The 19,105-nt window shown below is 46.4% G+C and carries 14 protein-coding genes and 2 pseudogenes; all 16 read left to right on the top strand.

Going from position 1 to position 19,105, the window contains the following annotated elements:
• Positions 1-170 precede the first annotated feature (170 nt).
• Positions 171-908 (top strand): FadR/GntR family transcriptional regulator, encoded by a 738-nt coding sequence (locus tag DXA87_RS00880; RefSeq protein WP_117503007.1) that lies wholly within the window; start codon positions 171-173, stop codon positions 906-908.
• 364 nt (positions 909-1,272) lie between these two features.
• Positions 1,273-2,628, top strand: coding sequence for a gluconate:H+ symporter (locus DXA87_RS00870; RefSeq protein ID WP_117503005.1), 1,356 nt, complete (start codon positions 1,273-1,275; stop codon positions 2,626-2,628).
• 150 nt (positions 2,629-2,778) lie between these two features.
• Positions 2,779-4,518, top strand: a complete 1,740-nt coding sequence (gene ilvD, locus DXA87_RS00865; protein WP_348982191.1) for a dihydroxy-acid dehydratase — start codon at positions 2,779-2,781, stop codon at positions 4,516-4,518.
• Between the two features lie 348 nt (positions 4,519-4,866).
• Positions 4,867-7,227 carry a UvrD-helicase domain-containing protein gene (locus tag DXA87_RS00860; RefSeq protein ID WP_117503003.1) on the top strand — a complete coding sequence of 787 codons (2,361 nt, stop codon included), beginning with the start codon at positions 4,867-4,869 and terminating at the stop codon, positions 7,225-7,227.
• 475 nt (positions 7,228-7,702) lie between these two features.
• Positions 7,703-8,020, top strand: a complete 318-nt coding sequence (locus tag DXA87_RS00855; protein WP_015554931.1) for a hypothetical protein — start codon at positions 7,703-7,705, stop codon at positions 8,018-8,020.
• Between the two features lie 166 nt (positions 8,021-8,186).
• Complete coding sequence (rlmD, locus tag DXA87_RS00850) at positions 8,187-9,584, top strand: 23S rRNA (uracil(1939)-C(5))-methyltransferase RlmD (protein WP_117503002.1); 1,398 nt, start codon at positions 8,187-8,189, stop codon at positions 9,582-9,584.
• 269 nt (positions 9,585-9,853) lie between these two features.
• Positions 9,854-10,294, top strand: a complete 441-nt coding sequence (locus DXA87_RS00845) for a DUF6075 family protein (protein WP_117503073.1) — start codon at positions 9,854-9,856, stop codon at positions 10,292-10,294.
• A 22-nt stretch (positions 10,295-10,316) separates the two neighbouring features.
• On the top strand, positions 10,317-10,493 hold the full coding sequence (locus DXA87_RS18085; protein WP_199537892.1) for a hypothetical protein: 177 nt from the start codon (positions 10,317-10,319) through the stop codon (positions 10,491-10,493).
• A 23-nt stretch (positions 10,494-10,516) separates the two neighbouring features.
• The gene (locus DXA87_RS00840; RefSeq protein WP_117503001.1) at positions 10,517-11,302 is read left to right on the top strand and encodes an AAA family ATPase; all 786 of its coding nucleotides are present in this window, start codon (positions 10,517-10,519) and stop codon (positions 11,300-11,302) included.
• Between the two features lie 95 nt (positions 11,303-11,397).
• Positions 11,398-12,030 (top strand): annotated as a pseudogene (locus DXA87_RS00835) (VirB4-like conjugal transfer ATPase); the annotation flags it as partial.
• Between the two features lie 111 nt (positions 12,031-12,141).
• Positions 12,142-12,342 carry a hypothetical protein gene (locus DXA87_RS00830; RefSeq protein WP_117503000.1) on the top strand — a complete coding sequence of 67 codons (201 nt, stop codon included), beginning with the start codon at positions 12,142-12,144 and terminating at the stop codon, positions 12,340-12,342.
• A 247-nt stretch (positions 12,343-12,589) separates the two neighbouring features.
• Positions 12,590-14,677 carry a CD1108 family mobile element protein gene (locus DXA87_RS00825; RefSeq protein ID WP_242997997.1) on the top strand — a complete coding sequence of 696 codons (2,088 nt, stop codon included), beginning with the start codon at positions 12,590-12,592 and terminating at the stop codon, positions 14,675-14,677.
• A 128-nt stretch (positions 14,678-14,805) separates the two neighbouring features.
• The gene (locus tag DXA87_RS00820) at positions 14,806-16,068 is read left to right on the top strand and encodes an AbiH family protein (protein ID WP_117502998.1); all 1,263 of its coding nucleotides are present in this window, start codon (positions 14,806-14,808) and stop codon (positions 16,066-16,068) included.
• A gap of 115 nt (positions 16,069-16,183) precedes the next feature.
• The gene (locus DXA87_RS00815; RefSeq protein ID WP_117502997.1) at positions 16,184-16,432 is read left to right on the top strand and encodes a hypothetical protein; all 249 of its coding nucleotides are present in this window, start codon (positions 16,184-16,186) and stop codon (positions 16,430-16,432) included.
• Positions 16,407-17,012 (top strand): hypothetical protein, encoded by a 606-nt coding sequence (locus DXA87_RS00810; RefSeq protein WP_117502996.1) that lies wholly within the window; start codon positions 16,407-16,409, stop codon positions 17,010-17,012. Before DXA87_RS00815 ends, DXA87_RS00810 begins: the two co-directional genes overlap by 26 nt.
• Positions 16,948-19,083: pseudogene (locus DXA87_RS00805) on the top strand (helicase SNF2); the annotation flags it as partial. The gene DXA87_RS00810 and the pseudogene DXA87_RS00805, both read left to right, overlap by 65 nt.
• Between the last annotated feature and the right edge of the window lie 22 nt (positions 19,084-19,105).

Raw genomic sequence — 19,105 nt, 5'->3', positions numbered from 1 at the left:
CGCATTTCATCTGATGATTTTGATCCCGCATACAGATTCCGGATAATATCCGGACTGTGTGCGGGATTTTTTAGTATTTGCGGTCATTTGGAAAAATCAGCTTGCCAGCATATGCGATCTTCCGTATAATGAAGACATCAGACAACTTGTAACAGAACATGGGGGAAACTATGGAGACGAAGAAAAAAGATGACCGGAAACTTCTGGGCAGCCAGATCGAGGACCGGATCTTAGAGTATATAAAAGAGAAACCGTTGGAGGTGGGAGACCGGCTTCCGAACGAGTTTGAACTTGCGGAGATGTTTGAGGTGGGACGAAGCACGATCCGCGAGGCGGTGAAAGGTCTGGTGACGAAAGGAGTTCTGCAGGTGCGGAGAGGCGCGGGAACGTATGTCAGCAGTCTGACGCCTGCGGAGGACGATCCGTTAAGGCTTAATGCAAAGCTCCATGACAGGTTTAAGCTGGCGCTGGATCTCTTTGACGTCCGTCTGATCTTAGAGCCGGAGATTGCCGCTAAGGCGGCAGTTTACGCGACGGACGAGGATATCGCGACCTTAAAGAGGCTGTGTAAGGAGACGGAGGAACTATATCTGGCGGACAAGGATCATATGCCGAAGGACATCGAGTTCCACACCTGGATCGCCCGGTGCAGCAAGAATCAGGTCATGGAGTCCTTGATCCCGATCATCAATTCGGGAATCAATACCTTTGTAAACTTGACGAGGCGCTCACTGCGGACAGAGACGATCACGACCCACCGGGCCATCACGGAAGCCATCGCAAATCATGATTCCACCGGGGCGCGGTGTGCAATGGTGATGCATCTGACGTATAACAGGCAGGAGCTATTGAGACGCCGGACGGCTTATAAGGCGCAGGGCGAGACAAAAGAGGAGAAAGAGCAGTAGGAGAGTAAAATGTCAGAAGCCATTCAAATGGAATAAGAATGCAGCGAGCAGGGAAAAATAATGCACAATTTTCCCCTGCTTTTTTTGTGCGAAAAAGAGAAAAGACAAAATACATCAGACAAGTATTGCAAATACCACAGAAAAATGTTAGATTATGCTCATAGACATAAGACATCAGACAAATATATCAAAAAGCTTGCTAAACGGCTTGACATGTCTGATGAAAAACGAAAAACAGGAAAGCCAAAACATGAACTGTTTTTCCGGAATGAAACCATGAAGCGCAGAGCAGTCCGGTTCAGGGGTATGATACGGATCTTTGCGCGGAACAACCAAAACAAATACACTGGGAGGTAAATCCACTATGTCTGAAGGAGTTGTACTCAACCCGACCCGCCTTGTCCTGGCAGCAATGATCGGTCTTGTGATCCTGCTCGTCCTGATCATCAAATTCAATGTGCAGGCAATGATCGCGATCCTGATCGGAGCGATCAGCATTGGACTTCTTGCGGGAATGCCGACGAAGGATATTATCGCGGCAGTCAATGATGGAATTGGAAACACGTTAAAAGGAATTGCCCTGCTTGTAGGCTTAGGATCCATGTTCGGCGCGATCCTGGAGGTCTCGGGCGGCGCACAGACGATCGCCGTCACGATGGTAAAGAAATTCGGTGACGAGAAGGCCGCGTGGGCGCTTGGAATCACAGGTCTCGTGATCGCGATGCCGGTATTCTTCGATGCAGGACTGATCATTCTGATCCCGTTAGCATTCTCCCTTGCAAAGAAGACAAAGCGTTCCTCTCTTCACTATGTGATCCCGCTTCTTGCGGGACTTGCGGTTGGACATGCGTTCATTCCGCCGACACCGGGTCCGGTTCTCGTAGCAACGATGTTAAATGTAGATCTTGGCTGGGTCATCTTAGTCGGAATCTTCTGCGGAATCTTCGCGATGATCGTAGCCGGTCCGGTATGGGGATCCATCTGTGGTAAGAAGTTTTATGTTCCGGTACCGGAGAGTGTGGCAAATCAGGAAGAGATCGATGAGTCCAAGCTTCCGAGCTTCTGGCTGATCGTTGGGATCATCCTGATCCCGTTGGTGCTCATCATTCTGGACTCCATCTGCGGCGTCGTTCCGGCATTAGCCGGTGTTGCTCCGGTCTTCGAGTTCTTAGGTGAGCCGTTCGTAGCACTGTTACTCGCGACTCTGGCGGCCATGTTTGGTCTTGGCTTAAAGCATGGCTACACGATGAAAGAGCTTGAGAAGGTTATGACAAAGTCCTTAGAGCCGACCGGCCTCATCCTTCTCGTTACCGCCTGCGGCGGCGTGCTCCGCTATGTGCTTCAATACTCCGGTCTCGGAAATGTGATCGGAAACGCGGTTGCATCCATGAATCTTCCGATCGTTGTCCTTGCATTTATCATCGCAGTCCTTGTCCGTATCAGTGTCGGTTCCGCGACGGTTGCCATGACCATGGCGGCAGGTATCGTTGCGGCGCTTCCGGGAATCAGCGAGCTGTCCCCGTTATATCTGGCATGTACCGTAGCGGCAGTAGCGGGCGGCTCCACCGTATGCTCCCACTTCAATGATTCCGGTTTCTGGCTGGTAAGATCCCTCGTGGGAATCGACGAGAAGACGACTCTGAAAACCTGGACCATCATGGAGACCTTAGTCGGCGTGACCGGATTCCTTGTAGCACTTGTAATTTCATTCTTTGCGTAGTAGAAAGATGCAGATACGCAGCTTAAAGCCGCGGTGCATTCGAAACACAGAGAAAGAACAAAATTATTGGAAAGCGGTTCCAATAAAAGATATCATTCGCTCAATAACGAGTAACACCCCACAAAGAAAGAAGGAAATATCATGAAATGTCTGAAGAGTCAGGAAATGAGAAAACTTGCACCGGAGCTTGATCCGTTAAGGATCGGAACAGGCTGGAAACCGGAAGAACTTGCGATGCCGCAGGTCATCATCGAAAGCACGGCAGGTGACAGCCATCCGGGAAGCGGACATCTCCATATCCTTGTAGATGAAGTAAAAAAAGGAATCGCTGAGGCAGGCGGCCATGGCGCGAAATATTTTTGCACCGATATCTGTGACGGCGAGAGCCAGGGAACCGATGGAATCAACTACAGCCTTGCAAGCCGTGAGATGATCGCGAACATGATCGAGATCCACGCAAATGCGACTCCCTTCGATGCAGGGGTATATCTCGCAAGCTGTGATAAGGGAATGCCGGCAAACCTCATGGGCTTATTCCGCGTGAATATTCCGGCTGTTGTTGTTCCGGGCGGAACCATGAATGCGGGTCCGGAGATGTTGACCCTGGAACAGCTTGGCATGTACAGCGCCCAGTATGAGCGCGGTGAGATCGACGAGAACCGCTTAAACTGGGCAAAACATAACGCATGTCCGAGCTGCGGCGCCTGTTCCTTTATCGGAACTGCATCCACCATGCAGATCATGGCCGAGGCTCTTGGTCTTGCCCTCCCGGGAAGTGCGTTGATGCCTGCGACAAGCCCGGATCTCTTAAACTACGCGAGAGAGGCCGGAAAACAGGCAGTTAAGCTTGCGAAGATGGACAACATGCGTCCGAGTGATATCGTGACGATGGACAGCTTCGAAAACGCGATCCTTGTACATGCGGCCATCTCCGGAAGTACAAACTGCTTACTCCACCTTCCGGCGATCGCTCATGAGCTTGGATTCGAGATCACAGGTGACACCTTCGACAGACTCCACCGCGGCGCGAAGTATCTTCTTGATATCCGCCCGGCAGGAAAGTGGCCGGCAGAGTGCTTCTACTATGCAGGCGGCGTTCCGGCGATCATGGAGGAGATCAAAGACCACCTTCACCTTGATGTCATGACCGTGACCGGAAAGACTCTCGGCGAGAACTTAAAGGAATTAAAAGAGAACGGATTCTATGAGCGCTGTGAAAAATGGCTTCAGAAGTTCAACGAGCGCTACGGAATCTCCATCACAAGACAGGACATCATCCGTCCGGCTGACAAGGCCATTGGAACCGACGGCAGCATCGCAGTTCTGCGCGGAAACCTTGCTCCGGAAGGTGCGGTCATCAAGCACACCGCATGCCCGAAGGAGATGTTCAAGGCAGTTCTCAAGGCGAGACCGTTTGATAGCGAGGAAGAGTGTCTGGATGCTGTCCTGAAACATAGAGTTCAGAAAGGTGACGCAGTCTTCATCCGTTACGAGGGACCGAAGGGAAGCGGTATGCCGGAGATGTTCTACACCTCCGAGGCCATCAGCAGCGACAAGGAGCTTGGCCGTTCCATCGCCCTGATCACAGACGGAAGATTCTCCGGTGCATCCACAGGTCCGGTTATCGGACACTGCAGCCCGGAGGCGGCAGACGGCGGCCCGATCGCTCTCGTTGAGGAAGGCGATCTCATCGAGATCGATGTAATGGAGAGAAAGTTAAACATCATCGGTATCAAGGGCGAGCGAAAGACTCCGGAGGAGATCGACGCAGTCCTTGCTGAGAGAAAGAAAAACTGGAAGCCGAGAGAGCTCCGCTACAAGAGCGGTGTGCTCCGCATGTTCAGTGAGCATGCGGCAAGCCCGATGAAAGGTGCATATCTGGAATTCTAAAAAAATAAAATGAGACTGGCAGTAAATGCTGGCTGCCGGCCTGCAAAAGAAACGTCCCGGATCCTGAGATGACAGTTCTCTCTGATCCGGGGCGTTTTTATATCATTACCATTTCGCGTTCCAAATCGGCAAAATCTACTGCTGCCACTGTACTGTTACGGAATTATCAGTTCAGAAAATTCCTATCCGCATACAGGAACAGCCACATACTTTTCATATAATAAAGATTGCACGAACGAGTGTTCCTGTGGTAGAATGGTAGTATCTGTTGCCGGAATACCGGTGGTTTCAGTATGTGGGAAATACGAGCAGAACTGGCGGTATCCGGAAACGTGAAAGGGGAACAGAATGAACAATTACGATACATTAAATCCGATGCAGCGGGAAGCTGTCTTCACTACGGAAGGTCCGCTCTTAGTGCTGGCGGGTGCAGGATCCGGAAAGACACGGGCGCTGACACACCGGGTTGCTTATTTAATAGAGGAAAAGGGTGTGAAACCCTGGAATATTCTGGCGATCACCTTTACAAACAAGGCGGCGGGAGAGATGCGGGACCGCGTCAACAGCCTTGTGGAATACGGCGCGGATAGTGTCTGGGTCAGCACCTTCCACTCCCTCTGTGTGCGGATCTTAAGGAGATTTATTGAGAATATCGGCTACACGACGGATTTTTCCATCTATGATTCCGATGATACAAAAACCCTGATGAAACAGATCTTCAAGGATCTTGAGGTGAATACGAAGGTATTAAAAGAACGGGGTGTCCTCGGCGTGATCTCCTCCGCAAAGAACGAGATGATCAGTCCGGAAGAATTTATGCTCAGCGCGAAGGCTGAGGGGGATTCGAGACTGAAACGGATTGCGGAGCTCTATATGGAGTACCAGAAACGCTTAAAAAAGAACAATGCCCTGGATTTCGATGACCTTCTCGTAAAGACCGTGGAGTTGTTCCAGTCAAAGCAGGAGGTCTTGGAGTATTATCAGGACCGTTTCCGCTATATTATGGTGGATGAGTATCAGGATACGAATACGGTACAGTTTAAGCTTGTGAGCCTCTTAGCGGCAAAATACCGGAATATCTGCGTGGTGGGCGACGATGACCAGTCGATCTACCGGTTCCGCGGAGCGAATATCAGAAATATCTTAAGCTTTGAGGAGACGTTCCCGGGGGCGAAGGTGATCAAGCTGGAGCAGAATTACCGTTCCACAAAGATGATCCTGGATTCGGCGAATGAGGTGATCAGGAACAACACCGGAAGAAAGGATAAGACACTTTGGACCGAGAATGAGGTGGGCGAGCGTCCGGTGTTCCGGGAGTTCAGCTCTTCCTTTGAGGAAGCGGAGTGGATTGTGCGGGATATCGTGAAGAGAGGCGGACCATGGAAGGATTACGCGATCCTCTACCGCACGAATGCCCAGTCCCGTATATTCGAGGAGAAATGTGTTGCGTACAATCTCCCGTATCGTCTCGTGGGCGGCGTAAACTTCTACCAGAGAAAAGAGATCAAGGATGTTCTCTGCTATTTAAAGACGATCGCCAATGGGCGGGATGACCTGGCTGTGCAGAGGATCATCAATGTTCCGAAGCGCGGAATCGGAGCTATGAGTGTCGCCCGGGTGAACATGTTCGCGATGGAAAACGATATGAGTTTCTATGAGGCGCTGGAGAGGGCGCAGGCTGTTCCGGGAATCGGAAAAGCGGCGTTAAAGATCGGAGTATTTACAGACCAGATCAGCGAGTTCCGGAAGATGTTAAAGGAAGAGACTCCGATCAAGGATGTGATCGAGGCGATCCTTGATAAGACAGGATATCGTGACGAGCTGAAGGAAGAGGGCGAGGTGGAAGCCGAGTCCAGAATGGAAAATATTGAGGAATTGATCAACAAGGCAGTCTCCTACTGGGAGAGCGCCGAGGAACCGAGTCTGTCTGCATTTTTAGAGGAGGTTGCCCTGGTTGCGGACATTGACAGTATGGACGAATCCGAGGACCGGATCATCCTCATGACGCTTCATTCCGCAAAGGGTCTGGAGTTCCCGTATGTGTATCTTGCAGGAATGGAAGATGGTCTTTTCCCGAGTATGATGTCTCTGATGGAAGGACCGGAGGCATTGGAGGAGGAGCGCCGTCTCTGCTATGTGGGGATCACGAGGGCGGAGAAGCGCCTGACTCTGACTGCGGCGAAGAGCCGTATGATAAAAGGGCAGGTACAGCCTGAAAGAACGAGCCGGTTTATTGACGAGATCCCGGATGTGTGCCTGGAACGTCCGGATCGGGATGATTCAAAGACCGGATGGAAGAAAATGGCGGACGCATACAGGAATCTTCCGGAGGAAGCGGGACTTCCGTGGGCGAAGGCTTCCGGCGCGGACGGAAAAGCGGCTGACGGTCACACCGGAAGATTCCAGAACCGTCCGGCGGGTGTGAGTCTTTTTGGACAGAAATCCGATGCCTATAAGAATCCATATGCCTCCGGGACTTCTGCGGCGCCGAAGAACACGCTGACCTTCGGAAAGGCGTTCACCGTAGAAAAACCGAAGTCTTTGGATTACTCCGAAGGTGACCGCGTCCATCACATGCGTTTTGGTGACGGAACCGTGAAATCCATCGCGGACGGCGGAAAAGATTTCGAGGTCACAGTCGATTTTGATCATGCGGCGATCGGGACAAGGAAGATGTTTGCTTCCTTTGCGAAGCTGAAGAAGCTGTAAATAAATTAGCCAAAAGAAATTTAGTATTGATTTTTTGGGGGCAATCGCATATAATTAAAAACAGCTAAGGAAAGTGCTTATATGTCTATGAGTACGCGAAAACCCCCGGAGTGGCACCTCTGGGGGTTTCTTGCTCTTTGCGGTGAGCCGAACCGTTTAGGCTGTTACTGTCGGTTGTCCCTATCCAGCCATTTGCAAACATAGTAGCCAACTATGCTTGCCGCGACAGAGACAAGGAAAGTGTTTATGTAATCTATAAATACCGCCTCCTTTCTGCTGGAGGTGCGACAGCAGTTTTATTTTATCATGTTTATTTGTAGAACTCCATATACTGCGGTATAAAAAAATGGTGTCTAAAACTATGAAAATTTAGGGATAGTAAAAACCATAAAATCATGATATACTATTACAAAGTATCTGTCCGTGCGGATCATTCTTGTCCGGGGCGGCTGTGAAACAGAAAGGATGTGTGAGGATGAACAAATTCGATACGATGAGTAAAGACGCACTCAGCAAAATGGAAGAGCTTATAAACGCGTCCAAGCTGAATGAACTGCTTCATAAAAAAGAAGAAGAGGATAAGAAAAAGAATTGTATCCTCTGGGTGCTTGCTATCATCGGCGCTGTTGCTGCTGTAGCCGGAATCGCATACGCAGTATATCGCTTCTTTACACCGGATTATCTGGAAGATTTTGAAGACGATTTCGACGATGATTTCGACGATGACTTTTTCGAGGAAGAGGAGGAAACTCCGAAAAAAGCTGTCGAGAAGGATGACGAGAAAGAAGCTTAAGCCGAAATGCTTACAAACACAATGAGAACGAGGCTGTGGCAGGGATCGCTTGCACAGCCTTTTTCTGTGCATAAAAACATATCAGGGAACGAGGCATCGTTTACGCGCTGTGCGATCAGAAACGGAAAAATCCGATTCCCGGCAGAAAAAGGAGTACAAAAATTATATGAAAAAAGGTGAGATCTACACCGGTACAGTGGAAAAGATGGATTTTCCAAATAAAGGAATCCTCCATATCGGAGAGGAAAAGGTAGTTGTAAAGAACGCGCTCCCGGGGCAGACCGTCGAGATCGCGATCTCCAAGCAGCGCAAAGGAAGATGCGAGGGAAGACTCCTTAAGGTCGTGACTCCCGCAGCATACGAAAACACAGAGGGTGCATGTCCTCATCGTGCGGACTGCGGCGGATGTACGTACCAGACGGTTCCTTATGAGGAACAGTTAAAGATCAAGGAGCAGCAGGTCCGGGCTCTTTTAGATCCGGTTCTTCCGGCCGGCTACAATTTTGAGGGGATCAAAGGTAGTCCGTTGACAAAGGCGTACCGCAACAAAATGGAATTTTCCTTCGGAGATGAGTTTAAGGACGGTCCCATGACTCTGGGAATGCATAAACGCGGCAGCTTTTATGATATCGTGACCGTGGACCAGTGTGTGCTGGTGCATCCGGATTGCTGTAAGATCTTAAGAGCGACATTGGATTATTTTACGGAGCACGGAGCAGTCTTCTATAAAAAAATGGCGCATGTCGGTTATCTGAGACATCTTCTTGTCCGCCGCGGTGTGAAGACCGGGGAGATCCTTGTGGATCTTGTGACCTCCACCCAGACGGAGGGAACCTGGAAGAGTGAACAGAATGAGGAAGCGCTGCTTGAGGGCTGGAAAGAAAAACTTCTGGGACTGGATCTGGAAGGCTCTTTTGCCGGAATCCTCCACACAGAAAACGACAGCCTTGCGGATGTGGTACAGAATGACCGCACGGTGATCCTTTATGGACAGGACTTCTTTATGGAAGAGCTTCTCGGATTAAAATTTAAGATCACTCCATTCTCCTTTTTCCAGACCAACTCTCTCGGTGCGGAGGTGCTCTATGAGACGGCCCGCGAATACATCGGTGAGACAGACGGAAGAAAGGTCTTCGATCTTTACAGCGGAACCGGTACCATTGCCCAGATCCTGGCTCCGGCGGCAGAACATGTGACCGGCGTGGAGATCATTGAGGAAGCTGTTGAGGCGGCGAAGGTGAACGCGGCGCAGAATGGACTGACAAACTGCGACTTCATCGCGGGGGATGTCTTAAAAGTATTGGATACCTTAGAGGAACGCCCGGATCTCATCGTTTTGGACCCGCCGAGAGACGGAATCCATCCGAAGGCGCTTCCAAAGATCATCGACCATTATGGATGCGAAAAAATGATCTATATTTCCTGCAAACCAACGAGCCTTGCGAGAGATCTCGTTGTGCTGCAGGCAAAAGGTTATGAGGTCACAAGAGTATGCTGTGTCGACATGTTCCCTGGGACGACGCAGGTAGAGACTGTAATTGCGCTACACAGAAAAAATATGTAGAAATCCTTGAATTTACTTACTTTGTGAGGTTTTTTACTTTTAATACTGTGGGCGAAAATCATAAAGAAAAAGTGCTTATGGACCGGATTCGTGTGGTTGTAGCGTTGAATCTCGACACGTGAGACACAATAATTTTGAATAAATAAAAGTGAACAGTGTTATCAGATTAACTGGTAAATGGTAGGGATACTTAGAAATGAGTGTCCCTATTTTTTATAGGGCATTCCATAAGGGATGCCTTTTTCAATACACGAAGGAGGTTATTGATGATGAAAGGTACAGCGTTAGGAGCAGAAAACAGAGAGATGAACTTTATGAACAATGCACATGAAAAATTCTACTACGAAAAATTAAAAGAGGTACGGTATCAGGATGTGTATCACAAGGCATTGGTATATTGCCTTGGAGTGAACCGGGATACGAGAGAACATATTGATCAGATTTATGATTTTAAAACCGGATGTGTGAAAACAGAATGTCTGCTGGCAGGCTGGCAGACCAGTGGCAGTGTTAAGGTGATCCGAATGGCTTTTAATCTATACTGCGATGGTGCGCCCAGCGTAGACGATTATCAGGACACAGAAGACCAGCTGCAGGAATGTAGCCAGTATAACGTGGAAGAGTTGTTTTGTTGTTCTTACGCACCATATTTCTGGCAGGCAATCCAGATCCGCTATTCGGAGTACACAGCAGAAAATAGGGGACTTTGAGACCCTGCGGAGGAATGGATAAATGTTAAAGATAAGGGTAATGGGAACAAAGAATGACATCGCATGGTTCCAGAAAATTATCATGCGCCATCCGAAAATTGAAGTAATGGAGTTATCGGAGCTTTATAGCAACAAAGGAACTAAGCAGTATTACCGGGCCTATGCTGAAATTAAAAAGAGCAACGTAAAAGAAAAATAGTAGAAGAACAGGAGAATTTGATCATGTGTAAAGTAATCGTAATTGCAAATCAGAAGGGTGGTGTTGGAAAGACCACCACAAGCATCAATCTGGGAGTTGGACTGGCAAGACTGGGACAGAGAGTTTTATTGGTGGATGGTGATCCCCAGGGGCATTTAACTTTGGGATTAGGATTTCCGAAAAATCTTAGAGTAACTTTAAAAAATATGATGGAAAATATTGTCATGGGAATTGAGTTTGATCCACGGGAAGCAATTTTACATCACAAAGAAGGCGTAGATGTCATTCCATCCAATAAATTGCTGACGGGAATGGATTTGTCCCTGATTGCGGTGGAGGACCGGGAACAGGTCCTTAAAGAATATCTGGATTTGCTGAAAGCAGATTATGATTATATTATCATTGATGGTATGCCATCTCTCGGAATGCTGACGATTAACGAAATGACGGCGGCAGATAGTGTACTGATACCAACACAACCCCAATATTATGCCTCTGACGGCCTTACAGAGCTTTTAAAGGTCTATAAGGCAACGAAGACACGATTTAACCCTAAAATGGAAATAGAGGGCATTCTGTACACGATGGATGTGAGCCGATATAATAATTCTAAGCGAAATAAAAAAGCAATCGAAGCAGCTTATGGAAATGAACTGCGGATATTTAATGATTCCATTCCCCGGTTAGAACCAATTTCAGAGGCAGCTTCAGAAGGTGTCAGTATCTTTACCTATGAGAAGAATGGAAAAGGGGCAGAAAGCTATCAGAAACTTGCACAGGAGGTACTGAACCATGCGAAAGAGAAATAAAGAGATTCAGCTGACTTCCTATGAAGATCTTTTGGCCAATTCTGGGGGATTTGTATGAGGCATTGCTGCGGTATGATCCCAAGAATATTGAAAAAGAACTGGCAAGAGAAGCGAAAGCCAAGGCCGTGCGGATCGCCAACAGTCTGGTGCTGTATGTGAATGGTTCCCAGAACTATTTTAATAATCGCACCAATGTGGACAGTCATAACCGGGTATTGTGCTTTGATATCCGTGATCTTGGGAAACAGCTGAAAGAACTGGGAATGCTGATCGTCCAGGATGCTGTATGGAACCGGGTATCCAGAAACCGGGAGCGGAAGGTAGCAACCAGGTATTACTGTGACGAATTTCATCTGCTCCTGAAAGAAAAACAGACAGCAGTGTACTCTGTGGAGATCTGGAAGCGTTTCCGGAAATGGGGAGGAATCCCCACAGGCCTGACCCAGAATGTAGGGGACTTCCTGCGTTCCGAAGAAATTGAAGGAATCCTTGGAAACTCTGATTTTGTGTATTTGCTGAACCAGAACGCAAAAGACCAGGCAATTCTTGCAGATAAACTGGGACTTTCCGAGAAGCAGCTGGCCCATGTGACCAATTCCGAACAGGGAAGTGGTCTGATCCTTTTTGATAATGTGGTGATCCCGTTTGTAGACCAGTATCCGAAAGACACAAAGACCTATGCAATTATGACCACCAAACCGGAAGAAACGCAGAAGGGGGATTATTAAATGAAGTGCAAATTGATGGAATAGAAGCTTGATAAATAAGCAGAAAAGAGGTATATTGTATATGGAAAACTATTAAATGGCAGATATTGATTTGGCAAGGAGGTAAATACAATGAAAGATTTTGACTTTTATGTAAGAGATTCAAGTGGACGTCCAATTTATTTTGTGCAGCATCATGAAAGCCATTCACATAATGGTATGTGTCCGCATGAACATTGGATTGATTGTAGAGAGGCAGATATTGAAAGTGTATCTAAAAATGGAAATTTTAATCAGTACAGGCAAGACGTACGACCGGCGGATTGGGCATAGCTAACTGTTGAATGATGCTTGATAGTATATTTTATAAAATGGGACCTGTACATAATTTTATATGATTGAGATTAGCAATCATTGGTTTTTATGACCATTGAAGTAAAAAAGATGTGATTACTGTAAAGGGTAATGGCATCTTTTTTATGTTTGAGATGTGGTTCTGTTGAGAGTTAAAAAGTTAGTATAAAACTTATTAAAAAAGAAGGGTTTCAAATATAAAATTTATTTTTAAGGAAACATGAAGATGGATAAAAAGAAAAAGCGCCACATATTTCTGGCATTCCAGAAACGAAAGCGGAAAGAAAAAATGGCGGCTTATCAGGCTAGAGATGGAGACTTACAAAGGAAAGAAGAAGCAAAGCCACAGCAGGAAAGCAGCGGAAATAGTAAAGAGACAACAGATCCTGTTGCAGAAAAACGGGAAAAAAAGCGTGAACAGGCCAGACGAAGGATTTACAGACAGAAACAGAAGCTGCAGGATACCCCAGAGCATAAAGTTCCGCAGGCGGCGATCCGCCGGATCCGGCAGGAAGGAATTCTGTTTCTGCACCGCAAAGTTTCAGAGGCGGAACAGGAGAATGCTGCTGTTGAGGGGGCACACAAAACAGAGCAGAGAGTGGAAGAAGCCTATTCTTTTGTAAAACGCCGCTATGGAGGAAGAAAAGCCCGGAAGCAGAAGAAACTGGCAAAGCAGGAAAAGAAACTGGAGCAGAAAGAGGTTCAGTTTCAGTATGAAAAGTTCTTAAAAGAGCATCCGGAAATGAATCAGCATCATTTGCAGAAGCAGTTTCAGAAATGGAAGATCAAGCGGGAATACCAGAAAGCCAGAAAACATGCAGCGGCTTCTAAGGAAGCGCAAGAAGCGGTGGGGAAAGCTGGAAGCACATTAATGGATCTGGTGAAGAAAAGCCAGGAAATGCTTCAAAAGCATATGTCTCTTGTGGCAGGCATGGGCATGGCAGGTTTGTTGGTCATGGTCATTATGGTGGCAGTTTCTTCCTGCGGTGCGCTGTTTGCAGATACCCAGTCCATGGTCCTGGCAGCAAGCTATCTTAGTAATCCGAAAGAAATTGATGAGGCAGAACTGCACTTTACCCAGTTGGAGAGCGAACTGCAGGACCGGATCGACCACATCGAAAATGCGTATCCAGGTTATGACGAGTATACATACAATCTGGATGAAATCGGTCACAATCCCTTTACGCTGATTAACTATTTATCAGCCGTCCATACAGAGTTTACGGCTGCCGGTGTAGAACAGGAAATACAGGAACTATTTCAGCAGATGTATACGCTGACGTTGACCGAAGAGGTGGAAACCCGGGGCGGTGGAGGAGACGATGAGGAAGAATATGAAGTGGTCATATTAAGAGTTACCCTTACCACAAAACCACTGGTGCAGCTTGTAGAAAACCGGATGAACACAGAACAACTGGAACTGTATGAGATGTACCGGACTACAGGCGGACTTTTACAGGAGTTTTCTTCTCCGTTAAATCTGGACTGGTATGGTTATGTATCCAGTTACTATGGATATCGCAAGAATCCATCATCAGGGCATCAGGAGTACCACAGAGGAATTGATATTGCCGTTCCGGTAGGCACAGAAGTATACGCAGCACATGACGGCATTGTTCAGGCTGCGGCTTATGACAGCCACTATGGAAATTATGTGGCTCTTGAACACAATGGATATTTGACAAAATACGCCCATATGAACAGGCTGGACGTATCTGCAGGCCAGACCGTGAAGAAAGGGGATCAGATTGGTGTTACCGGCAACAGCGGAAGCAGTCTGGGAAGCCGGCTCCACCTGGAATGTCTGTATCAGGGAGAATATTATAACCCGATTTTCTATTTTGAAGTGGGAGAAGGAACCCTTTACGGAGAAGGAGCAACAGGGTCAGGAGGCGGTGCTGCAGGAAATGTTACTCCGCCGGAATCTTACGACGATGCTTCTGTGGAAGCGCTGATCCGGGAAGCAGAAAAATATCTGGGATATCCTTATGTGTGGGGCGGTTCTACGCCATCTACCAGTTTTGACTGCTCTGGTTTTGTGTGCTGGACCTTTACGGCCAGCGGTGTACATAATCTTCCCCGTACAACAGCACAGGGAATTTATAACCAGTGTACTCCAGTATCTCCATCCCAGGCAAAAGCCGGAGACATTATTTTCTTCACAGGCACTTACAATTCCGCAGGACCGGTCAGTCATGTGGGAATTTACTGCGGTGAGGGGGTTATGATCCATTGCGGGGACCCGATCCGCTATGCCAATATCAATACGCCCTACTGGCAGAAACACTTTTATAGTTTTGGAAGATTACGTTAAGTATTTGTCGAGTTTTAAATAAAGAATGACAGAGAAAAGAAAAAATTATACAATAAGAGAAAGAGGTGAAATAGATAAGTTTTAGAAATACAACGTGATCTGAAATATAGAAGGGAGTACAAGCGATTATGTCAGAAAAAGGGAAAACCATATTGATTTTGGGAAATGGATTTGATTTAGCTCACGGATTACCTACAAGGTATTCTGATTTTTTAGAGTTTTGTCAAAGAGTGACAACCATATGGGCATATGATACAACCAGTACTGATAAAATGGTTGCAGCAAGGTATGGAACAATGTGGATTGAGGGGTGGAATGCAGATGATACAATTAAGAAAAGTATTATAGAGGCATTTGCTAGTAGAAAAAAGGAATTTGATGGTTATGGGGCATTGAAGATTGTTTTGGATAATGCTGAGTTATCAGAGATTCATGATTGCCTTAAGGATAATGTTTGGTATGATTATCTGCTAGAATTATATAAAAAACATTGTATGAAAGGTGAAAACTGGATTGATTTTGAATCTGAAATCCGCTTTATTATCAAAACGGTAGATGAAAATACGTCATTATTAACCGATGTTTGGCAGAATGTTATCGGTGCGGTCGTTAATACAACAGGAGATGAAAAATTAAAACTATTTAAGGGGAAGCTTAAATTTGATAAATATAGCGAAAAGAAAAAATGGAATTCAGATCATAAGCCTACAATTAGAGATTTTCGTGAAAAGGCTTTTGAGGATCTTGAGCGCTTAACGAGAGCTTTTGAATTGTATTTGATTGCATTTGTTGAAAAAATACCGATTGATAAAAAGATACCGGAAATGGTAGATCTTACCCCGGATTATGTAATCACGTTCAATTATACGAATACATATGAAACGTTGTATAAGAAGGGAGAAGTATATCATATTCACGGGAAAACTGATGTGACACGCTCCGCAGAAGAAAACGATATGGTATTGGGTATTGATGAATATTGGACTGGGGATGAGAAAAACGAGAGGACAAACTTTACCATATTCAAAAAATTTTCACAGCGTATTCAAAAACATACGGGAAATGATGCTTACAAATATTTAAAAGAAATGAAAAGGATATTCAAGACCAGTGGAGAGGTATGGACAGGAGGTGTTAACACCTCGAAAGTTCATCCAGATGGCGTATCCCATGTTTATGTTTTTGGACACTCGCTTGATGTCACAGATAGAGATATATTGTCAAGCTTTATCGGTGATGATTCAACGGCAGTGACTGTGTATTGCAGAGACAGGGGAACAGAAGGCGAGTTGATTGCGAACACGATCAAACTGATCGGTGAAGAGCAGCTCTTAGACAAATCCAATCATATTCCATCCAAATTAAGTTACGTAATTCAAAAAGGTAATTAAAACTAAATAGTTGCTTGTATTTATACAAGGAGAGAGGATGCAAAAGCCATGAAAGCGGATGCATCCTTTTTTATACCCCAAATAAGGATTTATTATTAAAGGAATACGTGAACACATGAAAGAAAACCGAATTGACAGGGACTTAGAGAGGGTCCGGGCACAGATTAAGACGCTCCAGGAAAAAGAGAAATCCCTTCAGGAACAGAAAGAGGCAGCCCAGATGGCAAGAACCATGAAAACCATTGAGCGCAGCCGGATCCCGCTTCCGGACATTATTGCCATGATCGAGGTCAGGGAAGCGGAAAACCGTAAAATTTTAAAAGGGAGGGAGACGCAGCATGAAGAAGAACCGGTACTTCGTTAGAATGATCAGAGTTATGGCGATGATGTTAGCATTATTTACGGGAGCAGGAGGGGCCTGGTGTACTCTGGCTGGAATGTTGACAGCATACGCAAAGGGAATGGAAAAGCCAACCTTAAATGCAGCGGTCAGCGATGGTGTGATTTCCATTCAGGCCCAGTCTGGTGATTCCGCGATTCAGAAGATTATGGTAAATGGTTATGAATTTGATGATGTCTGGAATGGAACCTTAAATATCCGTCTCCAGCAGTTTGATGCCAGCTACCCGGAATTTACGATCCAGGCCGCAGATCAGGATGGAAACCGGTCGGAAACCTATAAGGTGGCCAACCCGTATTATAAAGATCCGGAGCAGAAGGAGGATGGAAACGGTGACTCTGGAACACAGCTTCCGGTCAGTGCGGTGCCTACGGATCCGGGTTCTGCAACGGCTAAAGTGACCGAATACGAAAACAATGGCCAGGGAAAAGAGTTTTATACCATTCAGACGGCCTCCGAAAAGACCTTTTATTTGATCGTATACCATCAAGCAGATGGAAAAATCGAAAAAAATGCTGTTGGTTCGCCTACAGAAACTAAATGACAGTTCCAGAAAAGACAATGTGGTTACCTTTGAAGAACTCGGTGTAGACCGCCTGTTTGTCGATGAGAGCCACGCATATAAAAATTTGTTCCTGTATACAAAAATGCGGAATGTAGCCGGAATTGCCCAGACAGAAGCACAGAAATCTTCGGATATGTTTGCAAAGTGCCAGTATATGGATGAACTGACGGGAGGAAAAGGTGTTACATTTGCTACAGGAACCCCCATATCCAACAGCATGACCGAGCTTTACACCAATATGCGGTATCTCCAGTACAGTACCCTTCAAAAACTGGGACTGGGGCAGTTTGACAGCTGGGCTTCTACTTTTGGGGAAACACAGACAGCAGTGGAACTGGCACCGGAAGGAACCGGCTACCGTGCCAAGACCCGTTTTGCAAAGTTTTTTAATCTGCCGGAGTTGATTGCTCTCTTTAAAGAGAGTGCCGACATTCAGACACCGGATATGTTAAAACTTCCGGTTCCGGAAGCAGACTATGAAAATATCGTATTAAAACCCAGTGACTATCAGAAAGATATGGTAGCTTCTCTGGCAGAGCGGGCAGAAGATGTCAGAAACCGCCTGGTATCACCGGAACAGGATAATATGCTTCGGATCACCAATGACGGAAGAAAGCTGGCTCTGGATCAACGTCTGATTGATGAAATGCTCCCGGATGAAGCCATATCCAAGACCAATAGCTGCGTGGAAAAAGCATTTGAAATCTGGGAACAGACAAAAGCAGAAAAGTCTACCCAACTGATTTTTTGTGATCTTTCCACACCTAAGGGAGATAAAAGCTTTAATGTTTATGATGATATTCGCAGGAAGCTGGAAGAAAAGGGTGTTCCAAAGAATGAAATAGCTTTTATTCATGAAGCGAATACGGAACTGAGAAAGGCAGAACTGTTCAGTAAGGTAAGAAATGGAGACGTACGGTTTCTTTTGGGATCTACCCCGAAGATGGGAGCCGGAACCAATGTCCAGGATAAGCTGATAGCCCTGCACCATCTGGATGTATTCTGGAGACCATCGGATATTGAACAGCAGGAAGGAAGAATTTTGCGTCAGGGAAACCAGAATCCGAGGGTGAAGATCTTCCGGTATGTGACAGAAGGAACCTTTGACAGTTACTCCTGGCAGGTCATTGAAAACAAGCAGAAGTTCATCGGCCAGATCATGACTAGTAAATCTCCCGTCCGCTCCTGTGAGGATATTGATGAATCGGCCTTGTCCTATGCGGAGGTAAAAGCACTTGCCACCGGAAACCCATATATTAAGGAAAAGATGGATCTGGATATTCAGGTTTCCAAGCTGAAATTGTTGAAAGCCAACCATGCCAGTCAGATTTACCGATTGGAAGATAACATCACAAAACACTATCCTCAGCGAATCGCAGTTTTAACGGAACGTGTTCAGGGAACGCAGCAGGATATGATACGGCTGCAGCAGAATTTACCAGCAGATAAAGAAATATTTCGGGTTGAGGTGGGAGGAAGTGTTTACACGGATAAGAAAGAAGCCGGAACAGCAATCATAAATATGTGTAGACAGATAAAAAGCTTTCAGGATCCGGTGGTTGTTGGAACATATCTGGGATTTGATATGGCCATTTCCTTTGATGGATTTGGCCAGCGATTTATTATGAATTTAAGAGGAGCTTCTTCCCATAAACTGGAACTTGGCCCGGATCCTCTGGGAAATATCATACGAATGAATCACGCCCTGGAACTTATGCCAAAACAGTTAGAAGAAATCCGGACAAGTCTGGACACGACAAAGCGCCAGATGGAAAGTGCAAAGCAGGAGGTAACAAAGCCATTTGCACAGGAACAGGAACTGAAAGAAAAGCTGGATCGTCTGACCGCTCTTAATGCACTTCTGAATATGGATGAGAACGGTGAGCAGGTTGAACAAAAGCAGGAGTCACAGGATAGATCCAAAGCAGTTCATTCCTCGATCCGTGAAAAGTTAAACAGTTTGAAAGAAAAGACCGCCGTTTCCAGCGGCATGGAACGGCAGCTGGTTAGACCGCTAAGTGTGAAAAAGGATGAGTGTTTACAGATGTGAATTACTTTTTTGAGAAAAGAAC

Origin of the sequence: Desulfotomaculum sp. OF05-3 (assembly GCF_003435535.1) — a bacterium.
GTDB lineage: Bacteria > Bacillota > Clostridia > Lachnospirales > Lachnospiraceae > Pilosibacter > Pilosibacter fragilis.
Note: the sequence above shows the minus strand (reverse complement) of the source record. Positions and strands in the feature narration are given on the sequence as shown.